The 19766-nt window shown below is 67.5% G+C and carries 14 protein-coding genes; 4 read left to right on the forward strand and 10 right to left on the reverse strand.

Annotation, left to right across the window (positions count from 1 at the left end; translation table 11 throughout):
• Positions 1–53: 53 nt before the first annotated feature.
• Both CVM50_RS20145 and CVM50_RS20150 read left to right on the forward strand, forming a co-directional pair.
• Positions 54–578, forward strand: coding sequence for a TRAP transporter small permease (locus CVM50_RS20145; protein WP_085887184.1), 525 nt, complete (start codon positions 54–56; stop codon positions 576–578).
• Complete coding sequence (locus CVM50_RS20150; RefSeq protein ID WP_085887185.1) at positions 565–1857, forward strand: TRAP transporter large permease; 1293 nt, start codon at positions 565–567, stop codon at positions 1855–1857. The genes CVM50_RS20145 and CVM50_RS20150 overlap by 14 nt, the downstream gene beginning before the upstream one ends.
• Before the next feature lie 607 nt (positions 1858–2464).
• Here the strand turns inward: CVM50_RS20150 and CVM50_RS22085 are convergent.
• A complete protein-coding gene (locus CVM50_RS22085) occupies positions 2465–4435 on the reverse strand; it encodes a BapA prefix-like domain-containing protein (RefSeq protein WP_157792250.1) in 1971 nt (656 codons plus the stop codon).
• A gap of 520 nt (positions 4436–4955) precedes the next feature.
• Here CVM50_RS22085 and CVM50_RS20160 point away from each other — a divergent pair.
• Together CVM50_RS20160 and CVM50_RS20165 are read left to right on the forward strand one after the other, a co-directional pair.
• The gene (locus CVM50_RS20160) at positions 4956–6998 is read left to right on the forward strand and encodes a response regulator (RefSeq protein ID WP_085887186.1); all 2043 of its coding nucleotides are present in this window, start codon (positions 4956–4958) and stop codon (positions 6996–6998) included.
• Between the two features lie 102 nt (positions 6999–7100).
• Positions 7101–7745, forward strand: coding sequence for a response regulator transcription factor (locus CVM50_RS20165; RefSeq protein WP_085887187.1), 645 nt, complete (start codon positions 7101–7103; stop codon positions 7743–7745).
• Positions 7746–7780: 35 nt separating this feature from the next.
• On the opposite strand, the gene CVM50_RS20170 is transcribed toward CVM50_RS20165, so the two are convergent.
• The 9 genes from CVM50_RS20170 to CVM50_RS20205 all read right to left on the reverse strand — a co-directional run bounded on the left by CVM50_RS20170 (position 7781) and on the right by CVM50_RS20205 (position 19578).
• Positions 7781–8224: a hypothetical protein gene (locus CVM50_RS20170; RefSeq protein ID WP_085887188.1), complete on the reverse strand. Its 444-nt coding sequence runs from the start codon at positions 8222–8224 to the stop codon at positions 7781–7783.
• 98 nt (positions 8225–8322) lie between these two features.
• Positions 8323–9678 (reverse strand): BamA/TamA family outer membrane protein, encoded by a 1356-nt coding sequence (locus CVM50_RS20175; RefSeq protein ID WP_232618323.1) that lies wholly within the window; start codon positions 9676–9678, stop codon positions 8323–8325.
• Between the two features lie 93 nt (positions 9679–9771).
• Positions 9772–10944 carry an HlyD family type I secretion periplasmic adaptor subunit gene (locus CVM50_RS20180; RefSeq protein ID WP_085887189.1) on the reverse strand — a complete coding sequence of 391 codons (1173 nt, stop codon included), beginning with the start codon at positions 10942–10944 and terminating at the stop codon, positions 9772–9774.
• Positions 10941–13076, reverse strand: coding sequence for a type I secretion system permease/ATPase (locus tag CVM50_RS20185; RefSeq protein ID WP_085887190.1), 2136 nt, complete (start codon positions 13074–13076; stop codon positions 10941–10943). The genes CVM50_RS20180 and CVM50_RS20185 overlap by 4 nt, the downstream gene beginning before the upstream one ends.
• Before the next feature lie 37 nt (positions 13077–13113).
• Positions 13114–14286, reverse strand: coding sequence for a TolC family protein (locus CVM50_RS20190; RefSeq protein WP_232618324.1), 1173 nt, complete (start codon positions 14284–14286; stop codon positions 13114–13116).
• Positions 14287–15294: 1008 nt separating this feature from the next.
• Positions 15295–16869, reverse strand: coding sequence for a hypothetical protein (locus tag CVM50_RS20195; RefSeq protein ID WP_157792251.1), 1575 nt, complete (start codon positions 16867–16869; stop codon positions 15295–15297).
• A 515-nt stretch (positions 16870–17384) separates the two neighbouring features.
• On the reverse strand, positions 17385–17552 hold the full coding sequence (locus CVM50_RS21850; protein WP_198431954.1) for a hypothetical protein: 168 nt from the start codon (positions 17550–17552) through the stop codon (positions 17385–17387).
• Positions 17549–18673: a YeeE/YedE family protein gene (locus CVM50_RS20200; protein ID WP_085887192.1), complete on the reverse strand. Its 1125-nt coding sequence runs from the start codon at positions 18671–18673 to the stop codon at positions 17549–17551. The genes CVM50_RS21850 and CVM50_RS20200 overlap by 4 nt, the downstream gene beginning before the upstream one ends.
• Positions 18670–19578: a sulfurtransferase gene (locus CVM50_RS20205; RefSeq protein WP_085887193.1), complete on the reverse strand. Its 909-nt coding sequence runs from the start codon at positions 19576–19578 to the stop codon at positions 18670–18672. The genes CVM50_RS20200 and CVM50_RS20205 overlap by 4 nt, the downstream gene beginning before the upstream one ends.
• Positions 19579–19766 lie beyond the last annotated feature (188 nt).

Consider the following 19766-nt stretch of genomic DNA (forward strand, 5'->3'; position numbering starts at 1 on the left):
GCCCTGTGGCGGGCCGGGGCCCTTCCCCTTCCTCTGACGAACCGGAGGTCGCCTTGCGCGCCATCAATCTGTTCATTCGCGGGATCGAGGTCGTGGCGGCCCTCCTGCTGGGGGCGGTCATGCTGCTGGTCGTCGCCTCGACCCTCAGCCGCTATGCCTTCGCGGCGCCCATCCCCGACAGTTTCGACATCGCCCGCCTGCTGGTCGGCGCCTGCCTCTTCTGGGGCTTCGCCGTGGTCGGCTTTCGCGGCGGCCACATCCAGGTGGACCTGCTGGTCGATGCCACCGGCCCGCGCCTGCGCCGGGTGATCAACAGCTTCGCCTGGGCCGTGCTGCTGCTCTTCGCCGGGCTGCTGATCTGGAAGGTCTACGGGTCCACCGTGTCGGCGATGCGGTCGAACCAGCTGACCTATGACCTGCGGCTGCCCGTCTGGCCCTTCTATGGGCTGATCTGGCTGGGCATGCTGGCCAGCCTCTTCACCATCGCGATCAAGCTCTGGCGGATTGTCAGCGGACGCGATCACCTGACCTCTGCCGAAGCGCAGGAGATCGAGGACCTGGCCCATGACTCTCGCTGACCTGACCGCCATCGGCGGCTTCGTCGCCCTTTTCGCCCTGCTGCTGGTCCGCGTGCCCATCGGGGTTGCCCTGGGCCTAGTCGGGCTCGGTGGCTTCGCGATGATCCGCGGCATCGGGCCGGCGCTGAACCTGCTGGCCAGCGCGCCGGTCCGCACCGTGACCGACTTCAACCTGACCCTGGTGCCCTTCTTCATCCTGATGGGGATCCTGGCCACCAACTCGGGGATGAGCCGCGAGATGTTCCGCGCCGCCAACTCATGGTTCGGCCAGTTCCGGGGCGGCCTGGCGCTGTCGACGGTGGCAGCCTGCGGCGGCTTCTCGGCGATCTGCGGCAGTTCGGTCGCCACGGCGGCGACAATGACCAAGGTCGCCCTGCCCGAGATGCGGCGCCATGGCTACCGCGAGGACGTGGCCACGGGCGTCATCGCCGCCGGCGGCACGCTGGGTTCGATGATCCCGCCCTCGGTGATCCTGGTGATCTATGCCTACATCACCGAGAATGACGTGGGCCAGCTGTTCATCGCAGGCGTCATCCCCGGCCTGCTGGCGGTCCTGCTCTACATGGGCACGATCCTGACCATGCATCGCCGCGGCCTGCCCGCCGGCACGCCCTTCGACTGGCGCGAGGCGCTGGCCGCCCTGGCCCCGATCTGGGCGGTGACACTGCTTTTCATCGCCGTCATCGGCGTGATCTACACCGGCATCGCCACGCCGACCGAGGCCGCCGCCGTCGGCGCCTTCGTCACCCTGGTGATCGGCGTTCTCCGGGGCCGTCTCAGCTTCCGCACCATCCTCGACAGCCTAATCGAGGCGCTGCGCACCTCGGTCTCGGTCTACACCGTGCTGATCGGTGCCGTGCTCTTCGGCTATTTCCTGGCCATCACCCGCGCGCCGCAAAAGCTGACCGACTGGCTCGTCGGCCTGGATTTCTCGGCCTATGGCACCCTGGGGCTGATCCTGCTGGCCTTCATCCTGGCAGGCTGCATCCTGGACACAATGGCGATGATCCTGCTGCTTGTGCCCATCGTCTACCCGGTGGTGATCTCGCTCGGCTTCGATCCGATCTGGTTCGGGATCATCGTGGTCATGGTGGCGGAACTGGGGATGATCTCCCCTCCCGTCGGCATCAACGTCTTCGTCATCAATACGATTGCCCGGGACGTGAAGCTGACGACGATCTTCCGGGGCGTGATCCCCTTCATCTTCACCGACCTGCTGCGCCTGGTGCTGCTGATCGCCTTCCCAGCCCTCGTGCTCTGGTTGCCCAGCACCATGTAACGCCTGCCGACCGCGCGATCCCATGGCGCGGTCGGCGCAACAGCCCGCCGTCAGCCGACACACCCACTCTCGTCAGCTGTAGAGTGTCTAGCTTTCTCGCCTTGGGTGGGCATTTTTCCGCTAACCGCGCGCGAAAACGATGGCCCTCTCACCGATCAACGCGATCGGAAATTGCGTATTCCAGGGCTTGCCAGGCACGACCGCCGAGCGCTCGGTCAGCGACCCCTGACGTTCGCAAAGGGCAGACAATTCGCAATAATGGGAATGTGAGGAGCAGACTGCGAGAGGTGGTCTTTTGGCTAGCCGCCGTCTGCTCCTCCCAGGACCGCCCGTGTGCAGGCCATCCTGTATCCGGATCCGGCCTGGGTGGGGCCGGACCCGTTCAGGTGATCACGGGGGATGACACCTGAACACTGCTCACGCCTGTATGACGTGCCGCAATTCCGCTGCCCCTTCTGCGGGGGCCTTCATGACCATGTCGCGGTATTCCTCAAGAGGACCACGAGAGAGGCCAGGGCGACCGGCAGCAGACGCTCCGCCCGGGTCCGCCGGAAGACAAGGCGCAGAGCACGCTCCGCGTCGTCGCGATGCCCTGCGCCCGCCATCGTCAGCCCTCTTCGCCGCCAAGCAGCCCGTCGAGCAGGCCGGCGCCGTCGGTCCCGTCGCTGAGCAGCCCGGCTCCGGTCAACTCGCCCAGCAGACCGTCCTGTCCGGTGACATCGCCCAGAAGCCCCCCATCGGCGACAACGTCACCGACCACGCCGTCCGAACCGGTCACGTCCCCCAGAAGGCCGTCGTTCCCGGTGACATCCCCCAGAAGTCCGCCGTCGGCCAGGACGGGATCGAGGATACCGTCCTCGGCGCCCAGGCTGGCGAGCAGATCGTCAACCGCCCCGCCCTCACCTAGCAGACCGTCCAGCAGACCGTCTTCGCCGCCCAACAGGCCGCCGGCCAAGCCGTCTTCTCCGGCAACACCGCCAAGGAGACCATCTTCACCGCCCAGAAGGCCACCGACGAGGCCTTCGTCCCCCAGGACACCGTCCAGCAGGCCGGCCTCACCGCCCAACAGGCCGCCGACGAGACCTTCGTCCCCCAGGACGCCCTCCAGCAGCCCGGCCTCACCGCCCAGCAGGCCGCCGACGAGACCTTCGTCGCCCAGGACGCCGTCCAGCAGCCCGGCCTCACCGCCCAGCAGGCCGCCGACGAGGCCTTCGTCGCCCAGGACACCATCCAGCAGCCCGGCCTCACCGCCCAGCAGGCCGCCGACGAGGCCTTCGTCCCCCAGGACACCATCCAGCAGCCCGGCCTCACCGCCCAGCAGGCCGCCGACGAGGCCTTCGTCCCCCAGGACACCGTCCAGCAGCCCGGCCTCACCGCCCAGCAGGCCGCCGACGAGGCCTTCGTCGCCCAGGACACCATCCAGCAGCCCGGCCTCACCGCCCAGCAGGCCGCCGACGAGGCCTTCGTCCCCCAGGACACCATCCAGCAGCCCGGCCTCACCGCCCAGCAGGCCGCCGACGAGGCCTTCGTCCCCCAGGACACCGTCCAGCAGCCCGGCCTCACCGCCCAGCAGGCCGCCGACGAGGCCTTCGTCGCCCAGGAGGCCCCCATCGCCGCCCAGAAGCCCCCCCAAGAGGCCTTCATCGCCGAGGAGCCCCCCAAGCAGCCCGCCATCATCCGGCGCGGCTTCACCACCTTCCCCCATCAGGCCGGTGCCCAGAAGGCCGCCGACCAGCCCGTCGGCGCCAGTCACGGGGGACAGGAGGCCCTCGTTGCCGACAAGCGAACCGACCAGACCTTCGGACCCGGTTACGCTGCCAAGCAGACCGCTGTTCCCGGTCACATCCCCCAGCAAGCCACCATCGGCGAGCAGCGGATCCAGAAGACCGATTTCAGGGCTGACAACACCGTCCCCGACAAGCGGGGTCCCAATCAGCCCGGTCAGTGTGCCACCCAATAGCCCCTCGTCCCCGACAAGCCCCCCAAGCAGACCCTCAGTCCCGGTGACCGGACCAAGCAGGCCCCCGTCAGCCGTCAGCCCGCCCAGCAGACCTTCCGCACCAATCACCGGATCCAGCACGCCCTGGACGGGATCGCCGCCATCACCGCCGCCGTCGCCGCCGTCACCTCCGCCGTCGCCGCCATCATCACCGCCGTCGCCGCCGCCATCACCGCCGTCGCCGCCGCCATCACCGCCGTCGCCACCGTCATCGCCGCCGTCATCACCACCGTCGCCACCATCATCTCCGCCGTCGCCACCGTCATCGCTGCCGCCGGAGCCGCCGCCGCCACCAAGAGCGGCAAGACCGAGAATGCCGGCGCCGGCCATCGCGGCGAGTCCCTCTTCGCTGATGGGCGCGCCGAAACCGGCAGCCCCGGTCTCTTCGCCATCGAAGATCAGGCTATGAATGGAATCGTTGGGGGTGTTGTTGTAATAATCTTTGACGAGGATCTGCTCCCCGTCTTTCATGAAGATCATCAGATCCGTACCGTCGCGTCCGTAACGCGCGACATCGACCCGTTCCGCATCAATCTTGACCGGCACTTCGCTCCCAGCCTGAATTTCCTTGATAGCCATATCAACCACCTCTTCTCAAATCAGGGGCCATGTCAGCCCGCTTCCAGCACAGCACACGCGCCACACATCCATTCTTTGGGATGTTTAACACATACTTTAGATATATCGGCAAGGAATTTTCCGCGAGACGCCATCAACCACGGCCAAAAATGATGTGAAAATCAGCAGCCCCGGACGGAGCAGAAGGTGTCGCGCTGCACCAGTAAAGAGTAGAAGGACATGATATTTCCCAATAATTACAAATAACTAAAACCCGCCCTTTCGACAAAGAAGCATCGCAACCACCGACCATGCACCCCACGTGTGTCACCGCACCCCTGAAAAGCGCGCCGCCCGCAAAGCCGCATCCCGCAGCCCCATACTAACGTATTTATACCGCCCATCCCGCCGGACATGCCCCGTCACGCAGGGCGATTCTCATGCGCCGCTATTGTCCTTGGCGTATGAGAGCGGCATTAAGGACGGGCATCATCCCCACTTTCGCCCATGCCGGGCGCAACGAAAGGAGGCACGTCGCACCGTGTCCGAAGACCCCGGCCCCCAGGAGGAGAAGGCAAGGCAGCCCGACCGCGCGCGCGCGCCCGAAGACCTGCGTCCGCTCGCCACCTCGGCGGTGCGCCCGCTGCTTCAGACCGTGGCCCGGATGATCGCCACCGATCGCCGTGCTGTCGTCCTGGCCACGGATCAGGCGCAGGTTCTTCTGGCCAACGCGCCGGCGAACCAGATGGCCCTGGACAGCGAGGCCCTGACCACCCTCTTCGACTGGCCCGCCAGCGTCGAACGCGCCCGGGCCGCAGGCAGCGTACAGCTGTCCGGCACCCGCGACGGGCATCCCCTGGAGGGGGAGCTGGTGCACCTGCCCCTCGGCCCCGCAGACGGCTACCTCCTGCGGCTGGCGGAAAGCGATCACGAGGCGATCTGGCTGCGCAACCGGGCCCGTTCCGCGACGCTGATGCGGGTGGCCCATGACCTGCGCACGCCCATCCAGTCCCTGCTTGCCATCGCGGAGAGCAGCGCCACCCGGGGATCCGGCGATCCGGGCAGTGCCGACCAGATGCGCCGGGCCGCTGAATTGGCTCTGGATCATATCGACAACGTGCTGAACGTGATCCGTGGCGCCAGCAGCGTGGCCGGGCTTCAGCCGGACGAGGATTTCTGCGTCACCGAGGAACTGCGGACCCTGCTGGCCATGGTGGCCCCGATCCTGCGCCAGCGTGGCGCCGAGATGTCGGTGGATCTCGATCCGGCGCAGGAGGTCTGGCTGCACGGGCCCGTCCGTTTCGTCCGTGCGCTGTTTCAGAACATGATCGACAACTCCGCCAAGTACGGCGGGGACCGGATCGACATCCGACTGACCTGCGAGACCGCGCCGGAACCGCTGATCCCCGGACGCCAAGGTGCCCGTACCACCGTCACGCTGGAGGTACGCGACCAGGGGGGCGGGCTGCCGGCGGACCGCAAGGCGCAGCTGAACGAGGCGCTTGGCCAGGCCGGCAACATCGCCCTGCCCCCGGTCGCCCATCCGACGGACCGCCGTCCCTCCGCCGGGCTGAACGTCCTGGCCCACGCGCTGCGCCAGCTGGGCGGAGAGATCGCCGTCTTCGATCGCGCCCCGGACGGCACGGAGATCGAGGGCGCGGCCCCGGTCGGGACACCGGTGCTGGGGACGATCCTGCGCGCCCGGTTCAGCCTGCCGGCCGGCGTGCCCCCTGTCGCACCGCAGGTGCAGAGGCCAGAACACGGGCCCTCCCCGGCCGGTGGCCCGCCCCCCCTCGCGGGCCTCAGCCTGTTGATCGTCGAGGACAGCCCCTCCAGCCGCGACTGGCTGGTCCAGGTGCTGCGCGCCGCAGGCGCCCGGGTTCACCCGGCGGGCAATGGCATGGAGGCCCTGGCGCTGCTCGCCCGGGAGGAGATCCGCAGCGCGCTCGACCTGGTGCTGACCGACATGACCCTGCCCTACATGAATGGGTTCGAGCTGGCCCAGCGGATCGGGGCCGCCCGGGCCTCGGGCACGCTGGACTGGCACGGGCCGGTGCTGGGGCTGACGGCCCATGTCGATGATCGCATCCGCCTGGCCTGCCAGAAGGCGGGCATCGTGAAGGTTCTGGAAAAGCCCATTCGCCCCGCAGCCCTGCGCGACGCGATCCTGGAAGCGGTACGGGGGCCCAGGGCGCCATCCGAAACGCCCGCGCAGGACGAGGCCGCACCAGACGCCGATCCCGCGCAGAGCCTGGCGGGTCCCGTGGTCGCCGAGCTTCTGGACCAGTTCGGCGCCGAGGGCACACGAAGTTTCATGACACGCGCCCGGGACGAGGCCGCCGAGGTCGCCGAGGGGCTGCGCCGGACCGGCGTCCAGCCAGACACCGGGCGCCGCCTGCACGCGGCCACGGGCGCCAGCAGCCTGACCGGGCTGACGCAGCTGGAACAGGCGCTGCGCACCCTCGAACTGGCCGTCGAGCGCGGGGACGATGACCTGACCCCGCTCACCGAGGCGTTGGAGACCGCCCTTCGGCAGACCACGGAGGCCATTGCCGCGCTGACACGCACACCCGACGCCGGGTGACAGTGTTGCGGGAATGTCCACCCGTGCTATAGCTCGGACCTCATATCATCGCCCTGCGCCCCACAGGTCCGACTGGCAGAGCCTCCGGAGAAGAGCCCCGACATGACCACCGACACCCCGTCTCCCCTTCGCATCCTGGTCGCGGACGACCACATGATGGTGCTCGAGATGTTCCAGCAGTTCCTCTCGAACCAGCCCAACATGGAGGCGCAGACGGCCCCAGATCTGGAGAGCGCCCTGGCCAGCATGGACAGCGATGGCCCCTTCGACCTGGCTCTGATCGACCTGAACATGCCGGGCATGGACGGCACCGCGGGTCTGCGCAAGGCGATGGAGCGCAACGGCGACAAGCCCGTTGCGCTGCTGACCAGCAACCCGACCCCGGCGGTGGTCGCGGACGTTCTGCAGATGGGGGCCGCCGGCATCGTGCTGAAGACCACCAGCCTGAAGGATCTCGCCAACGAGGTCCGCTTCATGGCGGCGGGCGGACGCTACATCCCGGTCGAGCTGATCGAGACGGGGCCCGTGCGCACCCGTTCGCGCGATGTCAGCAGCACCCCCCTCTCGGCCCGGGAGACCACGGTTCTGGACCTGTTGGGTGAAGGCAAGTCGAACCGGGAGATCGGCGCCGACCTGTCGCTGGCCGAGGCGACCGTGAAGATGCACGTGAAGTCGATCTGCTCGAAACTGGGGGCCAGCAATCGCACCCAGGCCGTGATCGTCGCCCAGGACATGGGCCTGATCTGACCGCCCCGTGCGCCCAGCCATCAGGGCGCCTGCGATCAGGGCATCGGCGCGTTTTGCACCAGAACCTCGTGCAGGCGCAGCGGCCCGGCCGCCTGTGGCAGGAAGTAATCACAGGCCCCCAGCTCCAACAACATCCCGTCGTCTTCCCACATCTCGCTTTCCAGCGCGACGACCCAGACCCAGGGCGCCATCCGGCGCAGGGAGAAACAGAAATCGGCGGTCTCGTCCGGGGTTCCGAAAAGGTCGGTTTCCACGACGACAGCGTCCAGATCCGCGCATTTGTTCAGGACCAGCCCGAGCGCCTCGCGGATGGTATGGCAGCAGGCCAGCTCCGTCCGCAGGCCTGACCCCGGAAAACAGAGCGCCTGTGGCACCTCCTCCCAATCCGCGAGGATCATCACGTCCCGGGCGGGAAGACCCGGATAAGGATGCGTGGCCACTGCCATGCCTTCGGGACGGGTACGACGGGACAGGAACATGGCAGGTCTCCACAACGCAGGATGGACGAGCGCCACAGGCGCAATACAACCTTACGTACTAAACCGTCGCGCGCAACCAATACTTTAGGATATGTCCATCAAAACTGCGCGGCGACACTGATCCCGAAGGCCTGCGACCGATCCCCGTCCTGTCGCTTGATCGGCGTGGCGACGAAAAGCGAAACGGGCACTTCGCCGACATCGAAGCTGACCGAGAGACCGGCACTGCTGCGCAGGTGGAACTCGTCGTCGATCGTGCCGCCCAGCGTGTTCTCCAGCCCCCAGGCCCCGCCCATATCCACGAAGACCCCACCCCGCAGGGGGCGGCCTCCGATCACGGTGACGTCATGCTGCACTTCCAGCGTGGCCACGGCATAACGTGTCCCGCCCAGGGCATCGCCCGCGTCGCGCGGGCCGAGCCCGCGCGGAGCGAAACCACGGAAACTGGCGGAGCCGGGATAGAAACGGTCGATGGCGCGGGTGTCGTTGCCTTCGGCGCCCCAGACGGCCCCGGCGTCCAGCCCCGCCAGAAGGCGGGTGTCCGCCCCCAATGGCCACCGGGCATCCAGCGCGATGCGGCTGTCCAGCAGGGCATCGCCACTGCCCAGGTTCCAGGCATATTGCGTCAGGCGCGCCGCATAGGCCGCCTGCCCCTGGTCCGGCTCAAAGGTACGCCATTCCAGGCTGGCCCTCAGATAGGGGGCCTCGATCCAGTCGGTTTCCTCGGCCAGCAAAAGCGGGCTGGCCGCCGGATCCACGTCGAACATGCGGTAGCCGCGATAGCCCAGCCCCAGCTCGGCGCGCAGGCCCGGCGACGGGGTCCAGGCCAGGTAGGGCTCGATCCGCGCGCCCTCCTCCGCATAGGCCGCGTCGTCGTAGTCGGACCGCGTGCCGTGAAAGTCCAGCCCCCAATCCAGCGTCTCGCCGAAGGCATCGGCCCGGTAAAGAGAGCCTTTCAGCCGCGCCGCCTCGGCGTTGTAGCTGAGGCTCAGCGCGCCGTAGATGTCGGGCAGCAGGTTGTAGCGTTCAAAGGACAGGCCGGCCATGCCCCCGGCCTCGCTGTCCCATTTCAGCGACGCCTCGACCCGGCCGGGGCGGCTGTTCAACTCCACCACCTCGATGACCAGCACGTCGCCCTCTCGGGTCAGCGTGACCGTCTCGAAAACCCCGGTCAGCATCAGGCAGCTTTCGATGGCGCGCAACTCCTCGTCCCAATAGTCGATGCCGGGCTCCACGCCGCAGGTGGCCTGGATGTCGGCCTCGGGGATGAACTGGGCGCCGCGCACCTCGACCGCGCGCATCACCGGCGCGGCGGCGGCGGGCACCGGCCGCACGACGGCCAGGCTCCACAGGCCGACAGCCGTCAGCGCCAGGGCGCTGGCAAACACGGTGCTGGAGCGCGCGGCGCGCGGGATCCCGCGCCCGCCCTCGGGCAGTTCTGGCAGCAGATGCACGTCTTTCTTCCCTATTCTGGGCCCGCGCGCCCCGGGGCAGATCCGGGGTGGCGGCCTGTCGTCTTCTCCGGGCGCATCCCGCGCCCCGTTCCCTTAGCGCAGCCGCGCCTTCAGCAATGGCCGGGTCAGATAGCTGAGCACCGAGCGGTTCCCGCTTTCGATGTCCACCTGGGCCAGCATGCCGGGCCGGATGAAGTACTGTTCGCCGTAGCGTTCCAGGTATCCCGTGTCGGTGCGCACCATCACGCGGTAGAAATCCTGCGGCCCCTGGGCCGTCTCCTCCTCCACCGTATCCTCGGAGATCTGCGTGACCGTGCCGCGCAAATCGCCATAGGTGGAAAAATCGTAGGCGGTGATCTTCACGCTGGCGGGCATGCCCGGCGCGATGAAGGCCACGTCGCGGGGCATCACCTTGGTCTCGACCAGCAGCTGGTCATCGGTGGGCGTGATCTCCATGATCGGCTCGCCCGGCTGGACCACGCCGCCCAGGGTGGTGATGTCGATGTTGTTCACCCGCCCCGACACGGGCGAGCGGATCTCGGTCCGGGTGAACTCGTCCTGCTTCTGCACCAGGTCCTGCTCCAGCGTGGTCAGCTTGGCCCGCCGCGCGGCCAGGTCCTTGTAGGCGTCCTGGACATAGGCGTTGCGGGTCTCGCTGATCTTGCCCTGCAGCTCCGCCAGGCGCTGTTGCAGTTGCAGAAGGTCGATCTTGCTGACCGACCCGGTTTCCGTCAGCGGGCTGGTGATGTCGATCTGCTGCTGGATCGTGTCCTGCTCGGCCTGAAGCGCCGACAGCGAAGCCTCCAGCTTCGTCCGCCGGGCGTGGAAGAGGCGCAGCTCGGCCGCCTCCGCCTCGCTGGGGGTCGCACCGAAATCCAGAGCGGGCTGCTCCAGCACCTCGGCCTCCAGCCGGGCGACCTCGGCGGTCAGCGCCTCGATCTCCCCCTGGGTGGCAAGGAAGGCGGCCTCGGACCGGGTCGGGTCCAGCCGGGCCAGCAGTTGCCCCTTCTGCACCAGCTCCCCTTCCTGCACCGCCAGCGAGGACAGGATGCCCCCTTCGAGGCTCTGGATCGTCTGCATCCGACGGACCGGGATGACGCGCCCGTCGCCGCGGGTGATCTCGTTGATCTGGGCGAAATGGGCCCAGGTGATCGCCAGGATCAGGCTGAGGACAATCAGCTGGATCGTCATCCGCGCGCGGCGCAGGGTCTGCCGTCGGTAGCTGCCATCGACGTGGCTGGCCTGGGTGATGTCCGCCTGGGTCATTGCACGGCCTTCACCGGTGTCTTCTGGGCAGAGTTGGCACGGGCCGCATTGAGGATCTGCATCAGGTCCCCGTCGCGGGCGACCTTTCCGTCCTTCAGCACGACAGCCCGATCGGTCAGGGCCAGCAGCTCCCGCTTGTGCGTGGAAATCACCGTGGTCCGTCCCTGCAGCCAGGACTTCAGGTACTTGATGACCTGCGCCTCGGTCACGTGGTCCAGCGCCGAGGTCGGCTCATCCAGCAGCACGATGCGCGGGTCCTGCAGCAGGATGCGCGCCAGGCCGATGGACTGCCGCTGGCCGCCGGAGACATTGGCATTGCCGTGGATCACCAGGTCGAGGCCGCGCACGTGGCGCCGCACGAAGGTACCGAGGCCGACCGCGTCCAGCGCCGCCAGAAGCTCGTCGTCGGAGTGCATCCCGTGGTCCAGCAGCAGGTTGTCCCGCAGGGTGCCATGGAACAGGGCCACGCTTTGCGGCAGATAGCCGATCTGGCGGCGACGGTCGATCGGGTCGATCTGGTTCAGCGCCAGGTCATCGACCAGCACCGTCCCGCTTTCGGGATCGACCAGTCCGCCGAGGATGCGCAGCAGCGTCGTCTTGCCCGACCCGTTGCCCCCCAGCAGAGCAATGCGTTCGCCACCGGCGACACGCAGGCCGGAGATCTGCAGGACGGGGGGCGCATCCCGGTCATGGCGGAAGACGACATCCTCGACCCGGAAATCCCCATCCATGTTGGGCGCACGCACGAAATGCCGACCCGCGGGGCGTTCCACCGGCAGCTTCATGATCCGGTCCAGCCCTTCCATGGCGGCGCGCACCTGCTGCCAGCGAGCCAGCAGGCTGGCCACCTGCCCCATGGGCGACATGGTGCGCGTCGCCAGCAAAGTGCAGGCGATCAGCGACCCGACGGTCAACTGGCCGGCGCTGATCAGGTAGACGCCCGCGATGATCACCCCGGCATAGGCCAGACGTTGCACCGCGTTGACCAGCTGGGTCATGAAGGTGGTCAGGTTGCGCGTCTTCACGGCGGTGGTCGCCATCGTGGCGTTCAGCTGCGAATAGGAGCGTTGCAGCCGCCCCTCGGCGCGGGCCGCCTTCACCGTCTCCAGGTTCGAGATCGTCTCCAGCAACAGCCCGTTCAGCGCCGCCGCCTCGCGGGCATTTTCGCGCGACGCCTTGGCCAGGCGCCGTTGCAGCAGAAGCCCCGGCAGCACGGTCAGCACAACGCCCGCCAGCACGACCCAGGCGACATTACCGCCGATATACCAGATCACGCCGATGAAGATCAGCACGAAGGGCAGATCGCAGATCGCCGTGACGGTGCCCGAGGTGAAGAACTCGCGCACGGTGGCGAAATCGCGCACCTGGTTGGCCATCACGCCGGTCGAGGCCGGCTGGTAGGCCAGCTTCATGTGGGCCACCTTGGCGAAGAGCTGCGAGGACAGCCGCAGGTCCAGGTCCCGCCCCGAGACATCCACCAGCGAGGCGCGCATCAGCCGCAGGGCAAACTCCAGCACGATCGCCAGGCCCACACCGCTGGCCAGGATCCACAGGGTGTCGAAGGCATTGTTGGGCACCACCCGGTCATAGACCTGCATGGAAAACAGCGCCGTGGCGACGGCCAGCAGGTTGGCCGCGAAAGAGGCCAGCACCACGTCGCGGTAGATCCACCAGTTGTCCATCACGGGGCCCAGGATCCAGTGCCGCCGGTCCGGCTTCGGCTCCGCCAGGCGGGCGGACACGATGTCGATGGGTTTCGACACCAGCACGCGGCCATCGTGGCGCGCCTCCAGCTCGGCCCGGGACCAGACGCTGCGCCCGCCCGCGGCATCGGGAAGGACGACATGGGCGCTGGTCGCGTCCAGCTCTTCCAGGATGACGCAGCGATCCTCCGACAGGAACAACAGCACCGGCAGACTGGTCTCCGGCAGGTTCTTCAGCGGTTCGCTGCTGATGCGGCAACTCATGTTGGCCCGGCGCAGGGCCGCGTGGGCCTGGTCTGCCCCCAGCGAACCGTCTTCTTCGCGCGGCAACCCGTCGGCCAGCTGCGCCGCGCTGGTCGAGACCCCCTGCACCCTGCACAACTCGACGAGCCCCTGCACCAGGTGGTCTTGCGGAATGTCATCCTTCATCGGTCGCTCCCCTTCAGGTCGCTGCAATCCCTGCGCATCATTGGTTCGGTGCCGTGGCGACGATCAGCGCGCCCAGCACGCCCAGATCCCGCGCCGCCTGGTATTCGGTGCCCTTGCGTTCATCCCGAGTGTCGATCGCGTCGATCTGCGCGTCGTAAAGATCGCGCCCCGTGCTCAGCAGGTCGATCAGCTCTCGCTGGCCGGCTGAGAACTGGTTCTCATACGTTTCCAGGACCTTCTCGGATTCCACGAGTTGACGCTCCCGGCTGGCCTCGCTGCGGGCCAGGATGCGCAGCTGATCCAGCGCGGTCGACACCGCGTTGCCCAGGTCGCGTTCCGTGGCGCGCAGGGTGTTGCGCGCGGCCTCCGCCTCCATCGTGGCGGACTGGATCTGCCGCTGGCCGAACCCGCTGGAGCTGAGATTGACGCCGGCGGAAATCCCGATGGAGGTGCTGGAACGCCCCCCGTTCAGATCCTGCCGCCCCTCGGCGGCCAGCTCGATCGTCGGAAGGCGACGAGCCTTGGCGGTCCGAATGCCGGCCTCGGCCTCGTCCGCCTCGGCGCGGGCGCGGATGTAGTCGGGCGCCAGGCGCACCGCGGTCCGCACCCGCCCCGCATCTGCATAGCGGCCGGCAAAATTCAGGCTCGGTGGCGGGCGAACCGCGCTGACGGGCTGCCCCACCAGGAAGGCGATCTGCGACAGGGCGAGACTGCGGGTGGCGCGCAGTTGCGACAATTCATCCTCGGCCCGGGCGATTTCCAGCCGGGCGCGCGCCACCTCCGCGTTGTCCCCCACGCCAGCGCGCGCGCGATCCTCGGCCTGACCAGCAATGCGGCGGGCGAAGCGCATGTAGCTTTCGGTTCGCGCCAGCTTCAGGTTCATCGTCTCGACCTGCAGGAAGAACTCCGCCACCTCCAGCGTCACGTCCTCGATCGCCAGCTTCAGCTCGGCCACGGCCTGGGCGCGCACATGGGTCGCGGCCTCGATCCGGCTGCGGGTCAGGCCCCAGTCATAGAGTAGTTGCGTGACGCTGAGCGTCAGATCGGACCCGTCGCTTTCGCTGCTGCCTTCGCCCGACAGGCCGATGCTGGGATACCAGGCCTCTTTCTCCGCCTCGATGTCAATCGCGCGGCCCAGCACCTGCTGGCGCAGGGCCAGGACGCCCGGGTCGATCTGGGTGGATTGCAGGACGGCCTGCTGCAGGGACATTTGCGCGCTGACAGGCGCCGACAGGAGAAAGGTCCCGACGGCTGCAAGCAATAGTGGCCGTACCCCGCCCCCGCCACCAGGGCACGAAAATTTAAAACGGTGATTTAATGCAGGCACGCGACAGGCGGAAATTCGCCGCTTACGGATCATCTTTCCCATTCCACCGAGACGCCCGAAGGATCCGGTGTTCTTGCGTCCGGCATTTGACCCGCGGATCAAATTCAGCGACGCGGAAAATCTCTTAACAAGGGGATCGGGTTTCGTCTCCACTGGCCCACACACTCTAATCACAGCCCGAAGCCGTTCAGCGCGCCTGATTGGAAACGTGAAGCCCTCCCCTTTACCTGGGAGTCCGTGCCACGAGAACATTACAAAACAGCGCAGCCGAGAAAGGCCAGGGCGAAAGTCTCCTTCAAACCAGCGGTCGCGCCGACCATCGACACATCCGCACTCCTTACCAAGTACCTGATCGCTGGACAGCCGCCCCTTGCAAGTCCTTCACCGCAAGAAAGAAGGCACCAAAGCCCGACCTTCCCTGCAATTGAAGCCTCGCCAGCCACCTCACAACCCCACATGACCGGACGCCCCTGCACAGGGGGGCGAAGACGGCCAACCATAACGCACTCATCAAAACTACCACAGTCGCCCCACCAGCGGACCTAAAAAACTGCCTCTCAGGCTGGTGGCTTCCACGGAATCCCAGAAATTGGACCATGCAACCTCAGCGTCAGACACTCGACACGCCGGAAGCATATCCATGCGGACTTCACGTTGGAAACACGACCCTCCCAAATGTCAATGAAGAGCTCACAAACCGACCCCTTCCATAAAACCATACCATGCCGTTTGATAGTTGCAAACTAGAGTTACCTTTTCCTCAGAGCGGGCAAATCCCATCGGCTCTCGCCCCGGTGCGGTGATCCGAAAACGGCTGGAAAAACCATGCCATTTTTGCTCACGCCCGCCCGTCCTTCACCAGGGCACGACAAAGTAACGTTGCCTCTAGGGTCACACGGCATCATCCTCCCCCGCCCCCGGCAGCAGCCCGTCGATCAGCGTCCCGCCAAGATCCTCGACCGACCCGAAGAGCGTCCCAATTGCATTGTCGATGGCCGTATCCCCGAGAAGGCCGCCCTCTTCGCCCGCTTCGGACGGCGGGCCCTCCGGCGCCGCCGCCTCGCCCAGAAGCGCATCGAAGGCTGCGGATCCCCCCAGGATCTCGCTCGTGCCATCGCCCAGCAGATCGTTCAGCAAGGTGTCGATCTCCGGATCGGAGTCCTCTCCCTCACCGCCCACCAGGGTTTCCACGATCCCGTTTGTGACAAGGCTGCCGCTCAGGGAGCCGAGGCCATCGAGGCCCGCGAAGATGTCGCCAAGGGCCTCCTGAGGCGCGCCCGCATCTATGCCGAACACGTCCTCTTCGCCCAGCAGGCCATCCAACAGGTCCGGGGCCAGGCCCAGGCCATCCTCGTTCCCGCCGGAAACCAGCGTGTCGACGAATGCGTCGATCTCATCGACCACCGCCTCCCCGGCCGCCTCATCCTCCGCGGCCCCGCCCAGAAGTCCGCCGGTGCCCGCCAAAAGACCCGTGCCACCGAGCAGCCCGCCCAGCGGGCCCTCGTCGCCGACGAGACCGCCCAGCAGGCCGTTTTCACCGACGACGCCGTCCAGAAGGGAGCCGACAAGGCCATCTTCGCCCAACACGCCATCCACGACGGAGCCGACCAGGCCATCCTCCCCAAAAACACCGCCGACGACGCCCTCGACCACGCCAGTTTCACCGCTCAGCACATCCGAGACGGAATCCAGCAGGCCGCCGCCGCCTGCAAGGCCGTCGAGCAGCCCGTCCACCAGACCATTGTCACCGACGAGACCATCGAGAAGCCCCTCTGTCACGCTGACCACCAGACTGTCGTCACCGTAGATCAGGCCGAGAAGCCCGTTGTCGCCCACGACCACTTCGACCACACTGCCCAAGGCACTGTCGTAGTCGATGATACCGTCGAGCAGCCCGCCGGCCCCCAGCAAGCCATCGACGAGCCCGCCGTCGCCCAGAACGCCGGTGATGACGCCCTGAACCGCTCCGCCCTCTCCGAGCAGGTCATCCAGCAGGTCGTCGACCAGACCATCTTCGCCCAGCAGATCATCGACCACTCCGCCGTCACCGATCAGCCCGCCGACAAGGCCGGACGACGGCGCATCGGTCTCCGGCCCGTGCGCGGCGTCCTCCCCCCAGGATCCGGGCTCGGTCGCCGGCTGGATCCGCGTGTCCTCCGTCACACCGAGCGAACCGCTCGCCACGGGCAGGCTGCCCAGGGAGGTCACGGCACCGCCGTAGCCCTGAACGAAGGTACCGACGGCCTCGGCCACGGCTTCGGCGGCCTCATCAGCCGCGTCTTCCGGTTCGGAGACAGAAATATCCGTGTCGACAGGGGCCGCGTCCGGCCCGGCATCCTCCGGGGACGCAGAGGCGTCGGAGGGTACGGGCGCGGCATCACCCTGTTTGCCGTCCAGCGAGAGATCAGACGTGGCTGCGAAGGCGGCCATCCCATCGCCCGCCCCGCTCTGCATCGCCAAGTCCATGCCAATGGCCCCGGCCGCCGCCGCGGACACCGCAGAACTGGCCGGACGCGGCGCGTCACGCTCAACGCGGGCCGACCCTGTCACCCCGCTCGGCGATGCATCTGCGGCGCGCGCCGAGACGTCACTGCCCTTGATGTCAGTCTGCTTCGCCAAATGGGCCTCCGCGGAACGCCGACCAGCATGACTCACGGCTGACCGTCGACTGAATAGAAGAAGCGCTCGCAGAATCGAATTCTGTCAAACGCGTAAATTACATTCTATAGTATGTAACCCAGCCAACCAAGGCCGGCAATAGAGTAAAACACCCCCAAAGGTCTGGATCCAGACCACCGGCGCTCTCCGCTGGGGGGGGCTGCACCGCAATGGGGCTGAAAATAGCTGGATCGGCAGCGACCTCACGACAACGGCCCTCCGGCGCAGGCCGGAGGTTGCAGATTTGCTGCATTGTCGGGAGGGTCAACAGAAAGCCGGCCCGCCCGGTCCCGCCTACAGGACCGGACAGGCCGTGGGTCGTCTCAGTTCGGCAGAGCGCCGCAGAAGCCGCCCGTGGCCGCCTCGCCAGAGCCGAGGCCGAAGGCCGGCGGCGCCTGGTAGGGGTTCAGGTCCGAGGTCGCCTGGTCGAAGACCAGCAGCGCCGCCACGAAGACCAGCGACAGGGTCGCGGTGAAGGCACGGGTTCTCATTTCGCCTCCAGTCCGACCAGGGGCCGGATCTTGATGCCCACGAAGGCGCCCCCGAAGGCCGCGATGAACCAGGCCCAGCCGTGGAAGCTGCCGGTGGCGATGCCGGAGAAGAAGGCCCCCACGTTGCAGCCGAAAGCCAGACGCGAGGAATAGCCCAGCAGGAGGCCCGCCACGACGGTCGCCACCCATGCCCGCGCCGGGTAGGACGGCAGCGGCGAGGACAGCGCCCCGCGCCGCCAGGCCGCCACGAGGAAGGCCCCGGCGATGATGCCGATGTCGGTCAGCGAGGTGTAGTCGGTCAGGATCGAGGACTGCAGCCGATCCATGGAGCCGGGCGCGCTGAAGAAGGCCGAACCGGACAGGTCGCCACCAAGCGCGCTGACCCCCTTCGCGGCCCAGAGGCCCAGGCCGTAGACCACGCCCCAGGGCTGGCCCGCGATCGCCAGGTTCGCCAGCGCCAGCACGGCCAGCAACACGGCCGCGATCACGTAGCGGCGCGGCAGGGCCCGGCTGCCCTTCTTGCCGAGGAAGAAGAACAGTGCCGCTGCCAGAGCCAGCAACACCAGTGTCATCACCGTGCCGCTGAGGCCCTGGAAGGACAGGATCGGCAGCGCGCCGAGGTTGGTCCACCAGATCAGGTGATAGGCCCCGGCGAAAGAGCCGATGGCGAAGAAGGGGAGCGCCAGCAGGCTGACCGGATTGCCGCTGCCGGCGTTGACCAGCGTGCCCGACCCGCAGCCCAGCACGATCTGCATGCAGGCGCCGAAGACGAAGGCGCCGCCGATCATGGCGAAGCTGATTGGCGCCTGGGCCCCGGTGATCTCGCCCGGGCGGGCGGCGATCAGCGGGATGGCGACGATGGTGACTAGGGCGATGGACAGAAGCTGTGCCAGCACGCCCGCGGGTTCCCGGAACAGGATCATCCGGCGCCACGGCCCGGCAAAGCCGAAGCGCAGCCCCTCCAGCACGATGCCAAAGCCCAGACCCACGGCCAGCAACAGCCCGTAGCGGGCCCCGGCCAGCAACATCACGGCGACAACGGCAACAAGCGCGGCAAGCAAAAGCCCGCCGCGCCGCGCCATCACGCCGCCGCCCGAAGGCAAAACGGCCGCGTCGCTCATTTGAACTGCCCCAGCAGGTTCTGGATCAGGCCGGGTTCGTTCAGCATGTCACCGTCGGTGGCGGCATATTCCACCATCGAACCAGGGTAGAGCGTCACGTTCGGCACGCCGCCCAGCTCGCTCAGGGCGAACCAGTTGGTCGCGGCCCAGTGGCCGGTGTTGCAGAAGGAAACGACCTCCTCACCGAGGGTCACGTCGAATTCCTCCAGCAGGGCGTCGACGTTGGAGGGCTGGCTGATCGCCGTGGCACCGGGCTGGAAGAACCGGGTGTATTCCAGGTTCTGCGCGCCGGGCAGCGTGCCCGGGCGGGCGGCGGCGCCATGGGATTGCTTGCCCTCGTAGAAGGCCTGCGGGCGGGCGTCGATCAGGGCCGCGCTGCGGTCGCCTGCGATCACCTCGTTCACCTCCGCCGTGTCGGCGGTCCAGGTGTCGTCCCAGGCGATGTCCAGCTCGGTCGGCTCGATCTCGGGCACGTCCTGGGTCACCGGCAGGCCGGCATTGACCCAAGCCTGGGCGCCGCCGTTGAGGATCGACAGCTCGGTGAAACCGCTGCTTTTCAGCGTCCAGTAGACCCGCGCTGCCGCGCCGAAGTCGCTGTCGTTGGCACCTTGGGACACGATGACGACCGGCTCATCCGGGCTGAGGCCGAGGGATTCATAGGTCGTCTCCAGCTCTTCGACGGGGACCAGCTGGCCGGGGTTGTCCGCCGGGCCGCGGAACAGACCGTAGGGCGCGTCCAGAGCGCCGTCGATGTGGCCCTGGTCATAGGCGTCGCCGCGGATGTCCAGGACGGTGACCTCGGCCCCGTCCAGCTCGGCCGGGGTCACGAGCGGGCCGAGATCGGCGGCGAAGGCCGGCGAGGTCAGGGCGATGAAGACGGTGGATGCAAGAAGGGCACGAGGCATGGGGAAGCTCCGTCAAAAGGGAATTTACCGCTTCATGTCGCGCATGTGGCTGGAACTTCAAGGTCTTCCCCCTGTGCCGCCACGCCGCCTCCAAGACGAACGTTTCGCCCGGAGGGCCCTTGTCGGAACAAGGGTTTCGCCGCGCCCGCGCCATGGAACGAAGCCCGCTCTGACGGCGCGGACACGGG

The organism is Pseudooceanicola marinus (genome assembly GCF_002786295.1).
Taxonomy (GTDB): Bacteria; Pseudomonadota; Alphaproteobacteria; order Rhodobacterales; family Rhodobacteraceae; genus Pseudooceanicola; species Pseudooceanicola marinus.